We start from the raw sequence: 19,358 nt of genomic DNA on the forward strand, positions 1-19,358 counted from the left end.
CCCTTTACAAGCGGCGTTTATCTGCGCAGGAAAACGCCAATATTCGTAATCCGTGCAAAGCCAATGACCCAGACCGCCTTCACGCGCCAGACCATCGTCCAGTTGCTCTCCAATATGAGCGACGGCAAGGAGATTCGCGCTTATCTCCAGCGCTTCTCCGAGGTCGACCAGTCGCGATTCGCGGTCATCAAGATCGGCGGCGCGATCCTCTCCGAACAGCTCGAGGAGACCGCTTCGGCGCTCGCCTTCCTCCATACGGTGGGGCTGACGCCCATCGTGCTTCATGGCGGCGGGCCGCAGCTCGATGCGGCGCTCGCGGCGCGGGGCGTTGAATCCAAAAAACATGACGGGCTTCGGGTCACCGACGCCGACACGCTCGACGTCGCCCGGGACGTCTTCATCGGCGAGAACATCAAGCTCGTGGAGGCCGTGCGCCGTCAGGGCGTCGAGGCCGAGGGCCTTATCGCCGGCGTCATCGAGGCGGATTATATCGACCGGGAGAAATTCGGTTTCGTCGGCGAGCCGTCGACGATCCGTCAGGGGCTGATCAATTCCGTGGTGCGCTCCGGCGCCATGCCGATCCTCACCTGTCTCGGCATCGCGCCGGGCGGCCAGTTCGTCAATGTCAACGGCGATAGCGCGACCCGCGCCCTCGTCGAGGCGCTGCAGCCCATGAAGATCGTCTTTTTGACCGGCGTCGGCGGGCTTTTGGACAAGCATGGGCAAGTCATGCATTCGATCAACCTTGCGTCCGATTTCGACAAGCTGATGAATGCGAGCTGGGTCGAAGGCGGCATGCGCCTGAAGCTGAACGAGATCAAGCGCCTCCTCGAAGCCTCGCCGCTTTCGACATCCGTTTCGATTACGACGCCGCAAGGGCTGATCCGCGAGCTCTTCACCCATGGCGGCTCGGGCACGCTGGTCAGGATGGGCGAGACCATCAGGACGGTGACGGACAAGGCCGAACTCGACCGCGCACGCACCGAGGCGCTCGTCGAAAACGCTTTCGGCCGCAAGCTGAAAGACTCATGGTGGGACGGCCTCGACATCCACGAGGTCCACATGTCGGCGAGCTATCGCGCGGGGGCGATCCTCAGCAAAATCGACGACTTCATCTATCTCGATAAATTCGCGGTGGTGGACGACGCCCGCGGCGAAGGTCTGTCGCGCACGGTCTGGCGCGGCTTTGTGAAGGAAAACCCGGCGTTCTTCTGGCGCTCGCGCACGAATAACGGCTTCAACGCCTTTTATCACGACAATGCCGACGGCTCGGTGAAAGCGGGGCCGTGGACGGTTTTCTGGAAAGGCGAACAGGACTGGTCCCGGATCGCCCGCATCGCCGAGCGGGTCGCCGCCATGCCGGCGTCCTTTGTGGGGGATGACGCATCATGACGACGCCCTTTCTTGTCGGTCTCGTGGGCGCTCGGGGGCATACGGGCCGCGAGCTTATCCGTCTGATCGCCGGCCATCCGGAACTGATGCTCGCCTATGCGGTGAGCCGGGAATTCGCCGGCCGGCCGGTCGCCGACATCGCGCCGGAAGACAAGGACGAATGCGTCTTCGAGGCGCTAAACCCCGAAGAAGTCGCTAAGCGCCGGGCCGACGTGGTCATCCTCGCCGCGCCCGACGGCGCCGCGGGCGACTATGTGGCCGAGATCGAGCGCCATGCGCCGGGCCGCATCATTGTCGATCTGTCTGCGGATTACCGGTTTAACGACGCCTGGGCATACGGCCTGCCGGAGCTCAACCGGGCGAACATCGCCGGCAAGTCCCGCATCGCCAATCCCGGTTGTTACGCGACGGCGCTGCAGCTTGCTGTCGCGCCGCTTCTGCCGAAGCTCGGCGGCGTTCCGTCGGTCTTCGGCGTCTCCGGCTATTCCGGCGCCGGGACCAAGCCGTCCCCGAAAAACGATCCCGAACGGCTTAAAGACAACCTCATGTCTTACGCGTTGACCGGCCATAATCACGAACGCGAGGCGACGCGCCATCTCGGAACCAAGATCCGCTTCACTCCGCATGTCCACCCCGCCTTCCGCGGCATCCTCGTCACCGCACATATTCCGCTTGCGGAGAAAATTTCCGAAGGCGATTTAATGGCGCTTTTCGAGGAAAAATACCGCGATGAGCCGCTTATCGCCTTGCGCAACGCCGCGCCTGAACTTAAGGATGGTACAGGCCGCAAGGGCGTGATCATCGGCGGTTTTGCAGTCAGCGCGGACGGCGGGCACGCGGTCATCGTCGCAGCCGAGGACAACCTCCTCAAGGGCGCGGCGGTGCAGGCGATCCAGAACGTCAATCTCGCGCTCGGCCTCGATGAGCTGAAGGGCGTCATCTAACGAAAGCATCGTCTAGCGGAAACAATGTCTAACGAAAGGATGTGAAACGGGTCTATGGCGGCGGCGGAAAGCGACTTTCTCATACAGGCTGCAACTTATCTTGGCGCTGCGGCTGTCGCTGTTCCGGTTTTCAACCGTTTAAAGCTCGGATCGATCCTTGGTTATCTCGCCGCCGGCGTCGCCGTCGGCCCCTCCGGCCTCAATCTCCTGCACCAGCCCGAAGGCGTGTTTCACATCGCCGAGCTCGGCGTCGTTCTTTTCCTCTTCGTCATCGGGCTCGAATTGTCGCTGTCGCGGCTGTGGTCCATGCGCAAGCAGATTTTCGGCCTCGGCCTCGCGCAGATGGCCGTGACCGGCGGCGCCATCGCTTTCATCTTCGTGACAGCGGGCGTGATGCCTGCGCCCGCCGCCGCCATCGCCGGCTTTTCACTGGCCTTTTCCTCGACCGCCTTCGCCCTGCAATGGATGAAGGATCGCGGCGAGCTGTCGACAGGCCATGGCCGCCAGTCCTTTTCGGTGCTCCTGTTCCAGGATCTCGCCGTCATTCCGCTGCTCGCCGCGGTGCCGATCATCGCCGGCGCCGGCGGGGAGGGGATCGACTGGCCCGCCCTCGCCAGGGCCGCAAGCGTGGTTGGGGCCATCATCCTGATCGGCAAGTTCGGCCTCGACCGGCTGTTTCTCATGGTCGCCTCGGCCGGCTCGCGCGAGGCGTTTGCGGCGACGGCGCTTTTCATCGTGGCGCTTGTTTCGCTCGCGGTCGGCTGGGCCGGACTTTCCATGGCGCTGGGCGCGTTTCTCGCCGGCGTCTTGCTCGCCGAATCCTCCTTCAAGCATCAGATCGAGACTGACATCGAACCGTTTCGCGGACTGCTGCTCGGCCTCTTCTTCATCTCCATCGGCATGCGCCTCGACCTGACGCTCATCGTCAAATACTGGCCGGTGGTGATCGGCGGCGCCGTCGGGCTTGTCGCGGTGAAATCGGCTATTCTTTACGGGCTGGCGCGGCTCATGCGCGCGCCCCATGCAAAAGCTCTCAAAACCGCGGCGACGCTGTCGCAAGGCGGAGAATTCTCCTTCGTCGTCTTTACGCTCGGGGTCGGCGCGGCGCTGTTCACGAACGGTCAGGCGAGCGTCATGTCGGCCATCGTCACCCTGTCGATGATGATGACGCCGCCCATGGCGATGATGGCGGCGAGGATGGCGCGCGAGCCCGGCGAAAGCGCGGACGGCCTCGAAGAACCCGATGGCGGGCGCGATCATGCGCTGATTGTCGGTTTCGGGCGCATGGGCCAGATCGTCTCCCAGGTGCTGATGAATTCAGGCGTCGAGATTGTCGCCATCGACCGCAATCCCGGCCACATCCGCAACGCCGAACGGCTCGGCTTCAAGGTCTATTACGGCGACGGCGCCCGGCTCGACATGCTGATGAACGCCGGCGCCGCCGATGCGCGCGCGATCGTTTTGTGCATGGACGACCCGGCTTCGGTGAACCGGGCGGTGACGATCCTGCGCGAAAAGCTGCCTAACGCCACGATCATCGCCTGCGCCCATGACCGGCTGCATGAAATCGAGTTGCGCAAGCTCGGGCCCGACGTGATCGTTCGCGAAACGCTGGAATCGAGCATCTTGATGGCGCGCGAGGCGTTGTCGCGCATGGGCTTCGATGGCGGCGTCATAGAAGATTACATTCAGCAATTCAGAAAGCTCGACCGCGAACGCCTGTTGGCGCAAATCGATGCAGGGCCTGAAGCCGGCCAGCATCTCCTGCACCAGCGCTACATAACCAGCGATAAGGAAAAAGCGCGCTAGCGCGTTCTCAACAGATGCGCGTGCGGTTCTGCGCCTCGAAGCCGCGACGAAGCAAGGCTCTAGTCGGCCGGCGCCGCGGATTCGACGACCGCCTCGCAGATGAAGTCGACCTGATCCGGCGTGAGATAAGGGTGCATGGGCAGGGAGAAGATCTCCGAGGCTGTCTGCTCCGTCACCGGAAGCCCGTTCACCGGCGCATAATCCGCGAAAGCCGGCATCAGATGCAGCGGCGTGGTGTAGTAAATCGCCGTCGGAATGCCGAGTTTTTTCAGCCTCGCCACCATCTGGTCGCGATTGTCGACGCACAAGGAGTAATAAGCGCAGCCTGACTGCGCGCCGGCGATATGCGCCTGGGGTTTTGCGACTTCCGAAAGACGCGCGTCATATTCGGCGGCGATGCGCCGGCGCGCGGCGCGCTCTTCATCGAAGATCGAGAGTTTTTCCAGGAGCACCGCCGCCTGAAAACTGTCCATGCGGCCGTTGAAGCCGACGCGCACCGATTCCTTGCGGGTTTCGTCCGTGCCGTGCCAGCGGATCGAGGCCCAGCGCTCCTTATCGAGAGAGTTCCGGCTGAAGATGGCGCCGGCGTCGCCATAAGCGCCGAGCGCCTTGCCCGGAAAGAAGCTGGAGGCGGTGGCCGGCGCGAGCGCGCCGACTTCCTGCCCGTCAAGTTCGCCGCCGAAGCTCTGCGCGCCGTCGGACAGAAGAAACAGCTCTTCACGGGCGGCGATTGCGGTGATCGTGCGATAATCCGCCGGAGAGCCGAACAGGTCGACAGGGATCACCGCGCGCGGCTTAAGCTTGCCTTCGGCGCGCACGGCGGCGATGCGCCGTTCGAGATCCGCCGGATCGATATTGAATGTGTTGGGGTCGATATCGACGAAGACCGGCGTGGCGCCGGCGAGAAGGATGGCGTTCGCCGTGGCGTTGTAGGTGAAAGCCGGCGCGAACACCGCGTCGCCCGGTCCGACGCCGCGGGCGAGGAGCGGAATGATCAGCGCCGCCGTGCCGCTGGCGCAGGCGATGACCGTCGTGGCGCCGGTGCGTTCGGCGAGCTGTTCTTCAAGCTCGTCAATCTCCGGGCCGGCGATGTAGCGGCCATGATCGAGAACCTTGTTGAGGCGCTTTTCAATCGCCGGGCGAATGCGCTGCTGTTGGGCTTTGAGGTCAATGAAGGAAATCTCCCCGACAGGAGATTTGCCCGCGATGGAAAGGTTCACGACGCTGTTCATGCCCGCAATCTTTCCGTTGTTTCGAATTCTTCCGCAAGTCCGATCCCCGCTGCGTTCTCGATGCGCCGCGCCCAGTCGAGGGCGTCGCGTCCGTCTTCGCCGGTGACGATGGGCTCTCGCAGGTGCATAACGGCGTCGATAAAGGCGCTTGCGCCGAAGCCGAGCGGATCGCGGAAGGCCGGCGGCGCTTCGTCCGCGTCGAAATCGGCGTGAAGGGCCGCGCCGGTCGTGTTGGCGGCCGTGCGGTTGACGAAATCGAACTCGATGATCCCGTCGTCATAGACCAGCGTCATGCGCCGTTCGGGCGCATCGGCCCGGCGGCTCGCCTCAAGGTTCACGAGCGCGCCGTTGGTCAGCGTCAGCTCGGCTTTCGCATCATGCGCGTCGCCGTTCGCCGTCACGCTTTCAATATCCGCATTCGTCAGCTTACGGACGAGATCGAGGTCGTGCACCATGAGATCGAGCACGACGGAAACATCTTCGCAGCGTCCGGAGGCGCCGGTGCGGCGCACGCAGTCGATTTTGACCGGCGACTTGCCGATGGAAAGAAGGCCCGCCGCTTCGGCGACATAGCGTTCCTGATGGCCGATCTGCAAAACGGCGCCATTGCCGCGCGCCAGGAGGATCAGGGCGTCGGCGTCGGCGGTTTCGAGCGCAATCGGTTTTTCGATGAAGACGTGCCGGCCGGCGGCCAGCGCTTCATAGGCGAGATCGTAATGGACGCTTGCGGGCGCGGCGACGATGATCGCGTCGACAGCCTCGATGAGCGCGGCGTAATCGGTGAAGCAGGAAACCTTGAAGCGGTCGGCCATGGCCTCGGCGCGGGCCGGGTCGACGTCAAAAACGCCGGCAAGCGACGCCTGATCGTGCGCCGCGATTTTTGCGCTGTGGTGGCCGCCGAAAACGCCGGCGCCAGCAACGCCGACTCGAATGGGCTTTGTCACAATATGCACTCCGCCAGTTGCGCCCCACACCGGCAGGAACGGCCCCCCTGAGATGCCGCCCCCGAAAAAACCTATTCTAGCCTGCGTTCTCTAAAGAAAAACCTTCTGCAAACTATTAGGACAATCACACTATATTTCCACCTGTTTCTCCAAGCGGAAATCTGAATTTTATTACAAAAATATCACCGGCGGCGGGTCGTCAGGCCCCGCCGGCGCGTTTGGCCTTGAAACGGTCGGCCAGAATAAAGGCCAGATCCAGCGCCTGGCTGGCGTTCAGCCGGGGGTCGCAATGAGTGTGGTAGCGCGAGTGAAGGTCCGCCTCGGAGATCTCCCGCGACCCGCCGAGGCACTCGGTGACATTCTGGCCGGTCATCTCGAAATGCACGCCGCCGGGATTGGCGCCCTCCGCCCTGCAGACGTCGAAGAAGGAGCCGACTTCGGACAGGATCGCGTCGACGCGCCGGGTCTTGTAGCCATTGTCGGTCTTCATGATGTTGCCGTGCATCGGATCGCTCGACCAGACGACGTTGCGGCCTTCCCGCTTCACCGCCTGGAGGAGCCTCGGCAGTCCTTCCTCGACTTTGTCCGCGCCGAAGCGGGCGATCAGCACGATGCGCCCCGCCTCGTTATTCGGATTTAGAATGTCGAGCAGTTCCAGAAGCTCGTCCGGCTCCAGGCTGGGCCCGCATTTCATGCCGATCGGATTTTCAATGCCGCGGCAGAACTCCACATGGGCGCCGTCGGGCTGGCGCGTGCGGTCGCCGATCCAGACCATATGGGCCGAGGTGTCGTACCATTTGTCGGTGGTGGAATCGACGCGCGTCATGGCGCTTTCGAAACCGAGCAGCAGGGCTTCATGGCTGGTGAAGAAATCGGTTTCGTGGATGGCGCGCACGCTCGAGCCGTCAATGCCGATGGCGTCCATGAAAGCCATGGCTTCCGAGATCTTGTCGGCGATGGCGCGGTAGCGGTCTTCCTGGGGGTTGCCGGTGACGAATTCGAGATTCCACTTCTGCACGTTTCTGAGATCCGCATAGCCGCCATAGGCGAAAGCGCGCAGGAGGTTCAGCGTCGCGGCCGCCTGGCCATAGGCGCGCAGGAGCCGCTGCGGGTCCGGCGCGCGGCCTTCCGGCGTGAACTCCATGGAGTTGATATTGTCGCCGCGATAGCTCGGCAGGGTCTCGCCCTCGATGGTTTCGACAGGCGAAGAGCGCGGTTTGGCGAACTGGCCGGCGATACGCCCCACCTTGATCACCGGCATGGACGCGCCGAAGGTGAGGATCACCGCCATCTGCAACAGGACGCGGAACGTGTCGCGGATATTGTTCGGGTGGAACTCCTTGAAGCTTTCGGCGCAATCGCCGCCCTGCAGAAGAAACGCCTCGCCCCGCGAGACCTTCGCCAGCGACTCGCGCAAGGTCCGCGCTTCGCCGGCGAAAACCAGCGGCGGGTAATTTGCGAGCTCCGCTTCCACGGCGGCGAGGGCGTCCGGATCGGGATAGTCCGTCGGGATGTGAAGCGCGTTTTTCTTGCGCCAGCTTTGAGGCGTCCAGTCTGTCATCGTCTAAAAAACTCCGTACGCGCCACCCTTTAGCCCGCAGGGTCCGCCCCCGCAACACGCAACCGGCCGCGCCGGCGGCGCCTGCGTTGGAGAGCGCCGGATAAAAAAACGGCGCCCGTGTACAAGGGCGCCAGTTTTCAGGGTTAATTTAGGGGTCGTTATCCGCGGCGGCGGACGGGTGGATACAAGGGAACGCCTTCCGCCGCGGGGTCTTCGCGGTCTTTAAGAGCCTGGTTTCAGGCCTTGACCGTGAATTCGGTGACTTCGCCGCGGCGGATCTTGCACACGGCGGTGATGGCCTCGCCGGCGTCGGGGATCAGCTCGATGGCGACGGTTTTGGTCGCCGCGCCGGAGCCGTTGACGAATTTCGCGCGATAGGCGCCGGCGGTCACGAGGCCTTCCGCTTCCGCGGCGGCGGCGCAGATGCCGACTTTTTCGGTCCAGTTGGCGGCGCCCGCAGGGGCCGCGGCGAGGGCGGCTGCGCTGAGGACGAGGCCGGCTATCACTTTGTTACGCATAGGGTTTCTCCTTTTCAGGCGCCCGGCGCAGCGCATATATTTTTATTCGCCGATTGAAAACATGATGGATATTACTATATAAAAATGAAGTTGCAAGTATATTCTATACCTAGCGCACGATTTTGTTATATGCACGGCAATTACGTGACGCTTATAGTAGGGTTAGAAAAACTGCCTCTTTAAAGGCTGGGAGGACGCCGAATGGCGCGCACATACAATCAGGACTGCATTCTGGCCCATGCGCTGGATTTGCTGGGCGAGCGCTGGACGCTTCTCATCCTGAGGGAGCTGTTTTTAGGGCCGCAGCGTTTCGGCGATCTGCAGGCGGGCTTGCCCGGGATCGGGGCGAACCTCCTGTCGAAGCGGCTGAAGGAGCTCGAAGAGGCCGGGCTTGTGGACGCCGTCTCCTCGGGCGATGCGCGCGGGCGCTACCGGCTCACCGACACCGGCGAGGCGCTGCGCCCTTCCGTGCGCACCCTGATGAAATGGTCGATCCTTTACTTCATGGAGCGGCCGGAATCCTCGCCGGCGCGGGAATGTATTTATACGGACAATCTGCAGCCCGATTCCGTGGCGCTGGCGATCGAGATTTTCGCCGCCTATTGCCCGGAGCCCGACAACAACTATGTCGCCCACATTATCATCGATGAGTTTCCTTACACGATCTACAACATGAACGGGCAGATGACCGTGCGCCGGGGCGCTGACGGCCCCGCCGTGGCGACGATCATTTCCGATGTCGCCACGATCATGCAGGCTTTCCGGATGGAGCTGACGCTCGACGAAGTGAAATCGCGGATGAAAATGAGCGGCGACCAGAAAGCGCTCGGCCACCTCCTGCGCTGCATCGTTCACAAGGAAGCGCATGAAGACGCGGAAACGGTCACGCCGCTCGCCGCGTCTTTCTAGGCAAACGTCAGACTGCGACTTCGAAATCCGCTTCGGTGAGAGATTTCACCTCATCGACAGTGACCTCCGGCGCAAGCTCGATAAGCTTCATGCCTTTGCCGCGTTCGATCTCGAAGACGCCGAGATTGGTGATGACCATATCGACGACTTGCTTGCCGGTGAGCGGCAGCGCGCATTCATGCAAGAGCTTCGGCGCGCCCGATTTCGACGCGTGATCCATGACGACGACGACGCGCTTGACGCCGGCGACGAGGTCCATGGCGCCGCCCATGCCTTTGACCATCTTGCCCGGGATCATCCAGTTGGCGAGATCGCCTTTTTCCGAGACTTCCATGGCGCCGAGAACCGAGAGGTCGATATGCCCGCCGCGGATCATGCCGAACGAGTCGGCGCTTGAGAAATACGACGTGCGGCGCAATTCGGTGATGGTCTGCTTGCCGGCGTTAATGAGGTCGGGGTCGACTTCGTCCTCATAAGGAAACGGCCCCATGCCGAGCATGCCGTTTTCCGACTGCAGCGTCACGTCGATGTCTTCGCCGATATAGTTCGCGACGAGCGTCGGAATGCCAATGCCGAGATTGACGTAAAAACCGTCTTCAAGCTCTTTGGCCGCGCGTTCGGCCATCTGGTTTCTATCCCAAGCCACTATGCATTCTCCCGCTGACGGACGGTTCTTTGTTCCACGCGTTTTTCATGGTCGCCCTTGATAAGGCGCTGCACGAAAATGCCCGGCGTGTGGATGCAGTCCGGATCTAAATCGCCCAGCGATACGATCTCTTCGACTTCGGCGACGGTGGCCTTTCCGGCGGTCGCCATCATCGGGTTAAAGTTCCGGGCGGTCTTGCGGTAAAGGAGATTGCCTTCCGGGTCAGCCTTCCAGGCCTTGACGATGGAAAGATCGGCGACGAGGCCGGTTTCCATGATATAGGTCTCGCCGTTGAACTCCTTGTGCTCCTTGCCCTCGGCGATCAGCGTGCCGACGCCGGTCTTGGTGTAGAAGGCGGGGATGCCCGCCCCCCCGGCGCGGCAGCGCTCGGCGAGGGTGCCTTGCGGGTTGAATTCAAGTTCGAGCTCGCCCGACAGATATTGCCGTTCGAACTCCTTGTTCTCGCCCACATAAGACGAGACCATTTTCTTGATCTGGCGGGTGTGGAGCAGGAGGCCGAGCCCGAAATCGTCGACCCCGGCGTTGTTCGAAATGATCGTCAGATCTTTGACGCCTGAATCGCGCAGGGCGAGAATGAGATTTTCAGGGATCCCGCAAAGGCCGAATCCGCCCGCCATGATCGTCATGCCGTCGAACAAGAGCCCGTCCAGGGCTTCGGCCGCATCCTTGCGAATTTTCTTCATGAAAGGCCTCCGAATTTGCGCCTCGCAGTAGCGCAAAAGCCGGGGGGCGTCCACATGAAGGCGGCGCCGAAAACGGATGTTTTCGGCGCTATGCCGTCGCAGCGGCGTCGGCTAAGCTCCGGCCCCATGACTGAATGGAAAATTCAACACAAAATTCTCACGGGCGTCGGCGCGGCCGCCGCCCTGGGGCTTGTCTACGCCGGGGTGCAGGCGGACCGGCTGGCCCGCATCGGCGCCGGTTACAAGGCCAAGACCGCCTGTTCGGAAGTTTTTGTCGCAGGGCGCGACGCCGGCGTCGTCCTCACCGGCGAATTTAAAGGCATGCCGGATGTCATGAAACAGATCAGGGTCAAATATGACGCCGACGCGAAAACCGTCCGCGCCCGCGGGCCGTTCGGTCTGGGGCGCGCCCGGGCGATCTATCGCGAGGGCTATGGCTGCACGCTTGCGAACGCCGGCCGGGTCGCGCCCTTGCCGCCCGCGCCGGCGGGGTTCGCCGCTGAGCCCTGGCCGGAAGCGCCGCCGGTTTCCGGCAAGGCGATCCCCCGCGTCGATTATGGGGCGCTCGATTTCGCGCTGACGCAAGCGTTCGAAAACAACGAGGCGAACCATCGCGCGGTGCTTGTCGCGGTGGACGGAAAGATCGTGGATGAGCGTTACGCCGACGGCTTTGACGCGGCGACGCGTTTCCTGTCCTGGTCCATGGCGAAAAGCGTCACCGCGACTCTGGTCGGCGCGGCGGTGAAGCGGGGTTACCTCGATGTCGACGATCCCGCGCCGGTGCCCGAATGGGAAGGCGATGCGGAGAAATCGAAAATCACCTGGAACGATCTCCTGCGCATGCAGTCGGGCCTCGCCTTCGATGAGGACTATGACAAGGTCCGCTCCGATGTGAGCCGCATGTTGTTCGAAAAAGGCGACGCCGGCGGTTTCGCCGCGCGCATGCCCGTCGACCATGTGCCGGGCGAGGTCTGGTATTATTCGAGCGGCACAGCCAATCTCATTGCGCGCACGCTGCGCGAGGTCCTGGCGGATGAAGGCTTGGAGCTTCATGAGTTTGCGCGCGAGGCGATCCTCGAGCCCATCGGCGCATCGAGCGTTATCCTCGAGCCTGACGCCTCAGGGACCTTTATCGGCTCTTCTTTCGTCTATGCGACGGCGCGCGACTGGGCGCGGCTGGGTCAGCTTTATCTGCAAAACGGCGTCTGGGACGGCGAGCGTTTATTACCCGAAGGCTGGGCGGAGTATGTGAGCGCGCCGGCGGCGGCGTCGGATCATCAGTATGGGGCGCAATTCTGGCTCAACAAAGCGGGCGAAACCCGCCCGCGCTTTTTTCCGGGCGTTCCCGAAGAGATGTATTTCTTCTCCGGCCATGAGGGCCAATATGTTTTCATCATCCCCGACAAGCGCATGGTGGTGGTGAGGACCGGCCTCACCCGCGGCCGGTCGGCCATGGAGGCGGTCGCGCCGTTGTTGAAAGACATCTATTACGCGGTCGGCAGCCCTGAGGCGTCGTGACGGCGCCCGATCTTGAGCGTTTCGATGCGCTGGCCCGCGCCGCTTATCAGCGCCTGCCGGCGGCGTTTCGCGCGCTTTGCGGCAATGTGGTGATCCACGTCGCCGAAGAGCCGGAGCCGGAAATCCTGCGCGAGATGGGCATCTCCGATCCGCTTGAGCTCTCCGGGCTGTTCGAGGGCGTGCCGTTCGGCGAGGCTGAGGATGCGGCGCCGAGCCATGTCCATCTTTACCGCCGGGCGATCCTCGCGGAAGCCGCGGAGGAGGGGATCGGCCTTGAGGAGCTCGTGACCCATGTGCTGGTCCATGAAATCGGCCATCATTTCGGGCTGTCGGACGAGGATATGCACGCTATTGAAGAGGCGGCGGAATGAGCCGCAATCGTGCGGCGCTTCACATTTGCTCAAAAAGAGCATAAATGCGGGATATGACAGAGAGCCTTTCCATCGCCATCGCCCAGATCGCCCCCGTGGTGGGCGATATCGACGGCAATGTGGACCGCATCCTGACGGCGCGGGGCCAGGCGGCGGAGGAGGGCGCCGATCTCGTCATCTATTGCGAACTGGTGGTCGCCGGCTATCCGCCCGAGGACCTTGTTCTGAAACCCTCCTTCCAGCGCGCCTGCATGCACGCGGTGGAACGGCTCGCCGCGGAAACCGCAGATGGCGGCCCGGCGATGATCGTCGGCGCGCCCTGGAAAGAGGGCGACGCGCTTTACAACGGCGCCTTTCTTCTCAGCGACGGAAAGATCGCGGCGAAGCGCTTCAAGGTGCGGCTCCCGAATTACGGCGTCTTCGATGAGCCGCGCGTCTTCACGCCGGCGGAGCATTATCCCGAACCGACCGAGTTCAAGGGCGTCAAGCTCGGCCTCATGATCTGCGAGGACATGTGGCTGCCCGGCGCCGCGGAAGCCCTCGCCGCGAAAGGCGCGGAGATGTTCATCGTCCCCCACGGCTCGCCCTTTCGCAAAACCGCGCTTGAAGAACGCACGATGGCCGCGCGCGCCCGGGTCGCGGCGACCGACAAGCCGCTCATCTTCGTCAATCAGCTCGCGGGCCAGGACGAGGTCTTGTTCGAGGGCGCGGCCTTCGTCATGGACTCGGCGGGCGTCGTTCAATATCGCGCGCCGCAATTTGAAGAGACGACAGCGATTACGCGCTGGAAAAAAGACGCCGCCGGATGGGCCTGCGTCGAAGGGCCGGAAGCGGACTGGGTCGGCGGCGAAGAGATGGTCTATCGCGCGGTGACCATGGCCGTGCGCGATTATGTGACCAAGAACCGCTTCAAGGGCGTCGTCATCGGGCTTTCCGGCGGCGTCGATTCCGCGCTCACCGCCGCCATCGCGGTGGATGCGCTGGGCGCGGAGGCCGTTCACTGCGTGATGATGCCTTCGCGCTATACGTCCAAGGAAAGCCTTGAGGATGCGGAAAGCTGCGCCAAGGCGCTCGGCGTGACCTATCGCTCAATTGGCATCGAGCCGGGCGTCGAGGCTTTCGACAAGATGCTGGCGCCGACCTTCGGCAATTTGCAGAAAGATGTGACGGAAGAAAACATCCAGTCGCGCCTCCGAGGCGTCATCCTCATGGCGCTGTCGAACAAGTTCGGCGACATGGTGTTGACCACCGGCAACAAGTCGGAAATGTCCGTCGGCTATGCGACGCTCTATGGCGACATGAATGGCGGCTTCAATCCGCTGAAAGATCTCTACAAGCTCGAGGTGTTCGCGCTCTGCCGCTGGCGCAACGCCCATCACGCGGCCGACCTGAAAGGTCCGAAAGGAGAGGTGATCCCCGAGCGGATCATCACCAAGCCCCCTTCGGCGGAATTACGCGAAGACCAGAAGGACGAAGACTCGCTCCCCGCATACGAGGTGCTCGATCCGATCCTGGAAATGCTGGTCGAAAAGGAAATGGCGGTGAAAGACATCGTCGCCAAGGGCTATGACGAAAAGGATGTGCGCCGCGTCGAGCATCTTCTTTATGTCGCGGAATATAAACGCCGCCAGGCGCCGCCGGGCCCGAAAGTCGCCAGCGTCAATTTCGGCCGCGACCGGCGCTATCCGATTACGAACGGGTGGCGGGACCGGTGAGAGTCTATGTAACCTTAAAGGTGTGCTTTGCCTAAACTAAAGCATCAGGTTTGGGCTAGCCCCGATAGATTGGAGTGGTCTTGCAACATAGCGAGCCGTGAACATGATGAATTGCGAGCTAAAGTCGCACCTGAAGATGAATTGCAATTCGAATTCTTTGCAGCATCTTGGTCAGAAGCCATGACGATCTACCATGAGTGGCAAGGCTGGGAGCCTTATAAACCCGTGCCTGGTTACAAAAATGATCTATATTCCGAAGAGCAATATCTAACACAGCTTTCAACTGGGCATCACAATCGGATACTCAAGGTAGAAGACTAACTCGCCATCGTCTTCAACGCCTTCGCCAGCGCAAGCGAATCCTGAGGCGTGTTGTAAAGCGTCGGCGTTACGCGCACGCAAGTCCCGGCGGCGACGCCGTCGCGGTGGACGGTGAAGATGTTGAACTCCGAGAGCAGGCGCTCGACCAGCGCGACATTGTCTTCGACGGAGGTTTTGCCCTCAAGCCGGAACGAGGTGATGCCCGCATGAAGGCGCGGATCGTCCGGCGTTAAAATCTGAAGGTCGGGCAGGCCGCGCGCCGCCTCGACCCAGAGATTGCGCAGATAAGCGAGGCGTTCGGCTTTCAGCGCCGGGCCGATCTCAAGGCCGAATTTCAAAGCCTCGGGCAGGGTCAGGACAGCGGCGAAATCCGACGTGCCGGTATGAATGCGGCCCGATATGCGGGTCTGCTCCCAGTCGCCCGCGCCCGGATCGGGATCGATGGCGTTAAGGCGGCCTTTTTTGATATAGGCGAGGCCGACGCCGATGGGCGCGCCGATCCATTTATGGAGATTGTAGCCGACGAAATCGGCGCCGAGATCGTCCGCCGTGAAATTCATCTGTCCCCATGAATGGGCCGCATCGACGATGCAGTCGACTCCCGCCTTTCTCGCTTCGGCGACGATCTTCTTCACCGGGATCGCGAGCCCCGTGCGGTGACTGATATGGGTGAGAAGGAGAAGCTTCACCGACGGATTGTCCGCAAGCGCTTTTTTGTAGAAGGCGACGAGCCCGTCATGGGTCGACGGCTCGGGGATCGAGACCTTGACGACCGCGCAGCCGCTTTGAGCGGCGCGCCAGTCCATCATCGCCTGCATGGAGCCGTAATCGAGATCGGCGTACATCACCGCGTCGCCGGGTTTTAAGCGGTTGTAGCGTGTGATCAGCGCTTTCAAGGCTTCGGTGGCGCCGCGCGTCAGCGCGATTTCGTCTTCGCCCGCGCCGAGAAAGGAAGCGAGCTCGGCGTGAATGGCGCGATAGTCGTCGCCATAGGCGCGGCGGGCGTAATAGGAATTATCGTGATTGACCTTTTTCAGGTTTTCGAAATAGCGCTCAGTCACCGGGCGCGCCATGACGCCCCAATTGCCGTTTTCGAGATTGACGATGTCTTTCTTGACGTCATAGGCCTTTGCGACCTCGCGCCAATAGGCTTCGTCCTCAACGGCGCCCTTATTCGCGCGCGCCGCCGAAATGAAAGAAGGCGCCGCCAGCGCGGCGGCGCCTTTCAATACTGTGCGTCGTGATGCTTTCATGCTTGTGAAGCTATCACAGTTTCACGTCGAGCCGAACATAATAGAAGCCGCCATCGGTGTCGTAAGGCGCGTTGCGCGAATAGATGAGGCCGCGATTGGCCTGGAACTCCGCTTCGTCCGGATAATTGTCGAAGACGTTTTCCGCGCCCGCCCGGATCGAAAGCTGATCCGTGAACCGATAGGTCGCCGCGAGATCGAGGAATGTCTCGCCGCCAAACGCCTGGAAGATGTCGCCGTCGGCGTTGAACGAATAGTCCGTCCATCCCCCGTAATAACGCGCGCGGGCGAAGAGCTCGAGCGCGCCCAGCGCATAAGACGCAGACGCCGTCGCCGTATGGTTCGGCAGCACTTCCTCGAAGCGCACCCGGGTCGTCTCATTCGCGGCGAGATCGCCGTCGGTGACTTTCGTCGAGTTGTAGTTGTAAGCGCCGGTGAGGGTGAGATCGCCCGGACCGGCCTGCATCGCGTAAGAGGCGACGACATCGACGCCGCGGGTGCGGGTGTCGAAATCGTTCTGGAAGAAATTGACGCGCGTGATGCCTTCGCCGCCGGGCACGCCGAGGGCGACGAATTCAGCCTGTTCTTCCGGCGTCGGGTTGAAGGTTTGCGAGGTGCCGAAGCGGTCGGAAATGTTGATCTGGTAAAGATCGACCGTCGCGGTGAAGCCGCCCTCGCTCCAGGCGAGGCCGATCGTATAGTTTTCCGACTCTTCAGCGTCGAGCGAGCGGATATTTGCATCCGGACGCGCATTGATGACTTCGGCGACGGGGCCGAGCGGGCTGAAGCGGCCGGCGGTGAAGATGTTGAGCGTCACCGTATCGAGCCCTTGCGAGGTGCGCTCTGAGAAGAGCTGGCCCGGGGTCGGCGCGCGAAAGCCGGTGGAGGCGGTGGCCCTGAGCGCGAAAGACGGCGTGATTTCAAAACGCGTGGAGATTTTCCCGTCGAGGGAGTCGCCATATTCGCTGAAATCTTCGTAACGCCCGGCAAGACCCAGCGTCCAGAACGCCGTCACCGGGATTTCGACGTCGATGTAACCGGCGTAGCTTGTCTGATCGAATTCGCCGGCCTGCGCTTCGGAGTAGCCGGGGAAGCCGTTGGAGCCGGAAGGAAGGCCGTCCGCCGCGCCCGCTCCGATGGCGTAGGAGGCCGGATCGCCGGCGACGATTTCATAGGTTTCTTCGCGGCGTTCGCCGCCCCAGGCGATGTTGACGGGTTCTGCGAAAAAACCGGAATCCCATTCATAACCGAAATCGACATTCACGTTGAATTCGCGCTGAACGAGATTGCCCGGATCGAACGATGTCGGGCTGTCGGGGCCGAGCGAGGCGTTAATGGTGTCGTAGATGAAGTAGTCAATTTCGTTGCGGCCGTAGCCTGCGCTCACATCATAGCTGAACGGGCCGTCGCCATTGCCGCGCAAGCCCCCGGCGATGGAATAGTCTTCGTCGTCCTGGCCGAATTGCGGCGTGAAGCCGGTCGGATAGATGTCATTGAGATCGAAACCAGGGAACGCTGCGCTCGGGTTGAAGGCGCTCGTGGTCGTCGGGTTGCGCCAGTTGAAGTCCGATACGCCCGTGCCCCAGCCGTAAGTCCCGAAGGCGTAAAGCTCGGTCACGCCTGCGTCGAAGGCGCTGTTGACGGCGAAGCGGTAAGAGGTGCGTTCGGGCTGGCCCCAGTTCTGCACCGGGTTCGGCACGTCGAGATCGGGATTGGCCGCCTGAAGATCGATGGCGTCCTGGCGCTGGCGCGTGCGCGAGGTGCGCGCGGAGTCGGAAAACTCGAAGGTGGCGTTCAAAAATCCGTAATCGCCGGCGAGACCGCCTTGGACGCCTGCACGGTACTGGTCGCCGTCATTCTCGTAATATTGCCCGTACTGGCCGAAGGCGCTGAGGCCCGGTTCGTCGTCGAGAATGATGTTGATGACGCCGGCGATGGCGTCCGAGCCGTATTGCGCCGAGGCGCCGTCGCGCAGGACTTCGATGCGTTTCACCGCGAAAGACGGGATCTGCGCCAGGTCCGGCGCCTGTGCGCCGTTCGAGCCGAGAAGAGCCGAGCGGTGGCGGCGCTTGCCGTTGACCAGAACTAGCGTGTGGTCCGGCGAAAGATTGCGCAAACGGGCGGGCCGCACGAAGATGAGGCCGTCATTCATGGGCAGGCGCTGCACATTGAAGGACGGCGCCAGTTGGGCGAGCGAGTCCATGATTTCATCGGACGCGGTGAGATCGAGCGCGTCGTCGGAAATCACGTCGACCGGCGCGAGACTGTCGAACGCCGTGCGCCCTTCTGCGCGCGTGCCGGTGACGATAATCGTATCGCCGCTTTGTGTTTCAGCTTGCGCATAAGCTTGCGCCGCCGCGCTGACAATGAGCGCGAGCGCGATGACAGAAAGTTTCTTGAACATACCCCACCTTTTAAAGGAACACTGATGTGGGGCATTAATCAGACTGTGATGACGGTTTTGTTTTAGAATTGTGAGGGTTTTTTGACCATTGCCGCGGGGCGGGAAAAGCCTTTTCAAACGCCATTTCGGCGCGCCATGGTTTTATTCTCAAGAGAAATCAAAGCGCGCTTATTGCGCTCCCGGTTTGACCGCTATCCGGTCCGCTTTTAAAAATAGAATGCTTTTAAGATGGAAGCCCATGACCGACATCACTGTTAAAAACGACGGCCTTGATCTCACCGCCTCTGTTTACGGGCCGGAAGGCGCGCCGGACATCCTCTTTCTTCACGGCATCGCCGGCTCGCGCGACACCTGGGAGGAGGCGGCGCGCCGTTATGAAGACCGCTTTCATGTCTGGACGCTCGATTTTCGCGGGCACGGCCATTCGGACCGCGCGGGCTCTTATTTTGTGGAGGATTACGCTTCGGACGCTGCGGCGATGCTCGATTTTATCCGTAGACCAACGATCGTTGCCGGTCATTCGCTGGGCGCCGTCGCCGCTGCTTATCTTGGGCATGAACCGCACCGGTTTTTGAAGGCGCTCTTTTTAGAAGACCCGCCCTATTTTATGGACGATCGGGATGATTTCGAAAATTCCGGCCCTGCGAAAGCCTTCGCGGCGATCCATGCCTTCTTGGAGGAGGCAAAACTGACCGGCGCCGCTTTCGACCGCTATCTTGAATGGACTAGGACGATGCCGACGGCGTTGGGCGGACCGCGCAGCGACCATACAAGCCCGCGGCATCTCTTGAGCGCAGCGTCCGGTTATATGCGTCAGGACCCGGCCTGTTGGGAGGCTGCGCGCTCGACAGCGCAGTTTGAAAGTTTCGACCCGAGTAAGCCGCTTAAAGTTCCGACCTTTTTGTTGCGTGCCGATCCCGCGTTAGGCGCAGCGATTCTGGCCGGACATGAAAAGCGCTTCGTTGCGGCGAATCCCGGCGCCCGGATTGTCCTGGTCGAGGGCGCCTCCCACCGCATTCATGCGACTCGCGCTTCGGAGCCGCGCTTTTTCGAAGAACTCGACGGGTTTCTTCAAACACACGCCGGATAAAAAAGAAAAGGCCGGGCGAACCCGGCCTTC

The 19,358-nt window shown here is 61.9% G+C and carries 16 protein-coding genes; 8 read left to right on the forward strand and 8 right to left on the reverse strand.

The genetic code is table 11. The annotated features are described in order from the left end of the window. The first annotated feature begins 63 nt into the window (after positions 1-63). Genes CW354_RS12640 through CW354_RS12650 form a run of 3 tightly spaced genes read left to right on the forward strand, consistent with a single transcriptional unit; the run spans position 64 to position 4,145 of the window. On the forward strand, positions 64-1,392 hold the full coding sequence (locus CW354_RS12640; protein ID WP_104830462.1) for an acetylglutamate kinase: 1,329 nt from the start codon (positions 64-66) through the stop codon (positions 1,390-1,392). Then, positions 1,389-2,336, forward strand: coding sequence for an N-acetyl-gamma-glutamyl-phosphate reductase (gene argC / locus CW354_RS12645; RefSeq protein WP_104830463.1), 948 nt, complete (start codon positions 1,389-1,391; stop codon positions 2,334-2,336). Before CW354_RS12640 ends, argC begins: the two co-directional genes overlap by 4 nt. Positions 2,337-2,390: 54 nt before the next feature. After that, positions 2,391-4,145 (forward strand): monovalent cation:proton antiporter-2 (CPA2) family protein, encoded by a 1,755-nt coding sequence (locus CW354_RS12650; protein ID WP_104830464.1) that lies wholly within the window; start codon positions 2,391-2,393, stop codon positions 4,143-4,145. Between the two features lie 59 nt (positions 4,146-4,204). On the opposite strand, the gene CW354_RS12655 is transcribed toward CW354_RS12650, so the two are convergent. The 4 genes from CW354_RS12655 to CW354_RS12670 form a co-directional block, all read right to left on the reverse strand. Beyond that, complete coding sequence (locus tag CW354_RS12655) at positions 4,205-5,377, reverse strand: DegT/DnrJ/EryC1/StrS family aminotransferase (protein ID WP_104830465.1); 1,173 nt, start codon at positions 5,375-5,377, stop codon at positions 4,205-4,207. Continuing rightward, the gene (locus CW354_RS12660; protein ID WP_165793690.1) at positions 5,374-6,321 is read right to left on the reverse strand and encodes a Gfo/Idh/MocA family protein; all 948 of its coding nucleotides are present in this window, start codon (positions 6,319-6,321) and stop codon (positions 5,374-5,376) included. The genes CW354_RS12655 and CW354_RS12660 overlap by 4 nt, the downstream gene beginning before the upstream one ends. A gap of 199 nt (positions 6,322-6,520) precedes the next feature. Beyond that, a complete protein-coding gene (locus CW354_RS12665) occupies positions 6,521-7,882 on the reverse strand; it encodes a class II 3-deoxy-7-phosphoheptulonate synthase (RefSeq protein WP_104830467.1) in 1,362 nt (453 codons plus the stop codon). A 236-nt stretch (positions 7,883-8,118) separates the two neighbouring features. Beyond that, entirely contained in the window at positions 8,119-8,400 is a 282-nt protein-coding gene (locus CW354_RS12670; RefSeq protein WP_104830468.1) for a hypothetical protein, read from the reverse strand. 201 nt (positions 8,401-8,601) lie between these two features. On the opposite strand from CW354_RS12670, the gene CW354_RS12675 reads away from it, so the two are divergent. Continuing rightward, entirely contained in the window at positions 8,602-9,309 is a 708-nt protein-coding gene (locus CW354_RS12675) for a winged helix-turn-helix transcriptional regulator (RefSeq protein ID WP_104830469.1), read from the forward strand. Positions 9,310-9,316: 7 nt separating this feature from the next. Here CW354_RS12675 and CW354_RS12680 read toward each other — a convergent pair whose 3' ends face one another. Together CW354_RS12680 and CW354_RS12685 are read right to left on the reverse strand one after the other, a co-directional pair. Next, on the reverse strand, positions 9,317-9,955 hold the full coding sequence (locus CW354_RS12680; protein WP_104830470.1) for a 3-oxoacid CoA-transferase subunit B: 639 nt from the start codon (positions 9,953-9,955) through the stop codon (positions 9,317-9,319). Continuing rightward, the gene (locus CW354_RS12685) at positions 9,955-10,659 is read right to left on the reverse strand and encodes a CoA transferase subunit A (protein ID WP_104830471.1); all 705 of its coding nucleotides are present in this window, start codon (positions 10,657-10,659) and stop codon (positions 9,955-9,957) included. The genes CW354_RS12680 and CW354_RS12685 overlap by 1 nt, the downstream gene beginning before the upstream one ends. 126 nt (positions 10,660-10,785) lie before the next feature. On the opposite strand from CW354_RS12685, the gene CW354_RS12690 reads away from it, so the two are divergent. Genes CW354_RS12690 through CW354_RS12700 form a run of 3 tightly spaced genes read left to right on the forward strand, consistent with a single transcriptional unit; the run spans position 10,786 to position 14,263 of the window. Further along, the gene (locus CW354_RS12690) at positions 10,786-12,177 is read left to right on the forward strand and encodes a serine hydrolase domain-containing protein (protein WP_133162301.1); all 1,392 of its coding nucleotides are present in this window, start codon (positions 10,786-10,788) and stop codon (positions 12,175-12,177) included. Then, on the forward strand, positions 12,174-12,548 hold the full coding sequence (locus CW354_RS12695) for a metallopeptidase family protein (RefSeq protein WP_104830473.1): 375 nt from the start codon (positions 12,174-12,176) through the stop codon (positions 12,546-12,548). The genes CW354_RS12690 and CW354_RS12695 overlap by 4 nt, the downstream gene beginning before the upstream one ends. Positions 12,549-12,592: 44 nt before the next feature. Continuing rightward, on the forward strand, positions 12,593-14,263 hold the full coding sequence (locus tag CW354_RS12700; RefSeq protein WP_243396400.1) for an NAD+ synthase: 1,671 nt from the start codon (positions 12,593-12,595) through the stop codon (positions 14,261-14,263). A gap of 317 nt (positions 14,264-14,580) precedes the next feature. Here the strand turns inward: CW354_RS12700 and CW354_RS12705 are convergent, their stop codons facing one another. Further along, positions 14,581-15,837 carry an aminotransferase class V-fold PLP-dependent enzyme gene (locus CW354_RS12705; RefSeq protein ID WP_104830474.1) on the reverse strand — a complete coding sequence of 419 codons (1,257 nt, stop codon included), beginning with the start codon at positions 15,835-15,837 and terminating at the stop codon, positions 14,581-14,583. Between the two features lie 13 nt (positions 15,838-15,850). Continuing rightward, entirely contained in the window at positions 15,851-18,238 is a 2,388-nt protein-coding gene (locus CW354_RS12710; RefSeq protein ID WP_104830475.1) for a TonB-dependent receptor plug domain-containing protein, read from the reverse strand. A gap of 238 nt (positions 18,239-18,476) precedes the next feature. Here CW354_RS12710 and CW354_RS12715 point away from each other — a divergent pair, with 238 nt between their 5' ends. Further along, positions 18,477-19,328 carry an alpha/beta fold hydrolase gene (locus CW354_RS12715; RefSeq protein ID WP_165793691.1) on the forward strand — a complete coding sequence of 284 codons (852 nt, stop codon included), beginning with the start codon at positions 18,477-18,479 and terminating at the stop codon, positions 19,326-19,328. The last annotated feature ends 30 nt before the right edge of the window (positions 19,329-19,358 follow it).

The sequence above is a fragment of the Hyphococcus luteus genome (assembly GCF_002943565.1).
In the GTDB taxonomy this organism is placed as follows: Bacteria; Pseudomonadota; Alphaproteobacteria; order Caulobacterales; family Parvularculaceae; genus Hyphococcus; species Hyphococcus luteus.

What these genes read in the sequence shown, in the direction of transcription:
- CW354_RS12640 (WP_104830462.1), top strand. Translation starts at nt 64, where the DNA reads ATGACCCAGACCGCCTTCACGCGCCAGACCATCGTCCAGTTGCTCTCC.
- argC (WP_104830463.1), top strand. Translation starts at nt 1,389, where the DNA reads ATGACGACGCCCTTTCTTGTCGGTCTCGTGGGCGCTCGGGGGCATACG.
- CW354_RS12650 (WP_104830464.1), top strand. Translation starts at nt 2,391, where the DNA reads ATGGCGGCGGCGGAAAGCGACTTTCTCATACAGGCTGCAACTTATCTT.
- CW354_RS12655 (WP_104830465.1), bottom strand. Translation starts at nt 5,377, where the DNA reads ATGAACAGCGTCGTGAACCTTTCCATCGCGGGCAAATCTCCTGTCGGG.
- CW354_RS12665 (WP_104830467.1), bottom strand. Translation starts at nt 7,882, where the DNA reads ATGACAGACTGGACGCCTCAAAGCTGGCGCAAGAAAAACGCGCTTCAC.
- CW354_RS12670 (WP_104830468.1), bottom strand. Translation starts at nt 8,400, where the DNA reads ATGCGTAACAAAGTGATAGCCGGCCTCGTCCTCAGCGCAGCCGCCCTC.
- CW354_RS12675 (WP_104830469.1), top strand. Translation starts at nt 8,602, where the DNA reads ATGGCGCGCACATACAATCAGGACTGCATTCTGGCCCATGCGCTGGAT.
- CW354_RS12685 (WP_104830471.1), bottom strand. Translation starts at nt 10,659, where the DNA reads ATGAAGAAAATTCGCAAGGATGCGGCCGAAGCCCTGGACGGGCTCTTG.
- CW354_RS12690 (WP_133162301.1), top strand. Translation starts at nt 10,786, where the DNA reads ATGACTGAATGGAAAATTCAACACAAAATTCTCACGGGCGTCGGCGCG.
- CW354_RS12700 (WP_243396400.1), top strand. Translation starts at nt 12,593, where the DNA reads ATGCGGGATATGACAGAGAGCCTTTCCATCGCCATCGCCCAGATCGCC.
- CW354_RS12705 (WP_104830474.1), bottom strand. Translation starts at nt 15,837, where the DNA reads ATGAAAGCATCACGACGCACAGTATTGAAAGGCGCCGCCGCGCTGGCG.
- CW354_RS12710 (WP_104830475.1), bottom strand. Translation starts at nt 18,238, where the DNA reads ATGTTCAAGAAACTTTCTGTCATCGCGCTCGCGCTCATTGTCAGCGCG.
- CW354_RS12715 (WP_165793691.1), top strand. Translation starts at nt 18,477, where the DNA reads ATGACCGACATCACTGTTAAAAACGACGGCCTTGATCTCACCGCCTCT.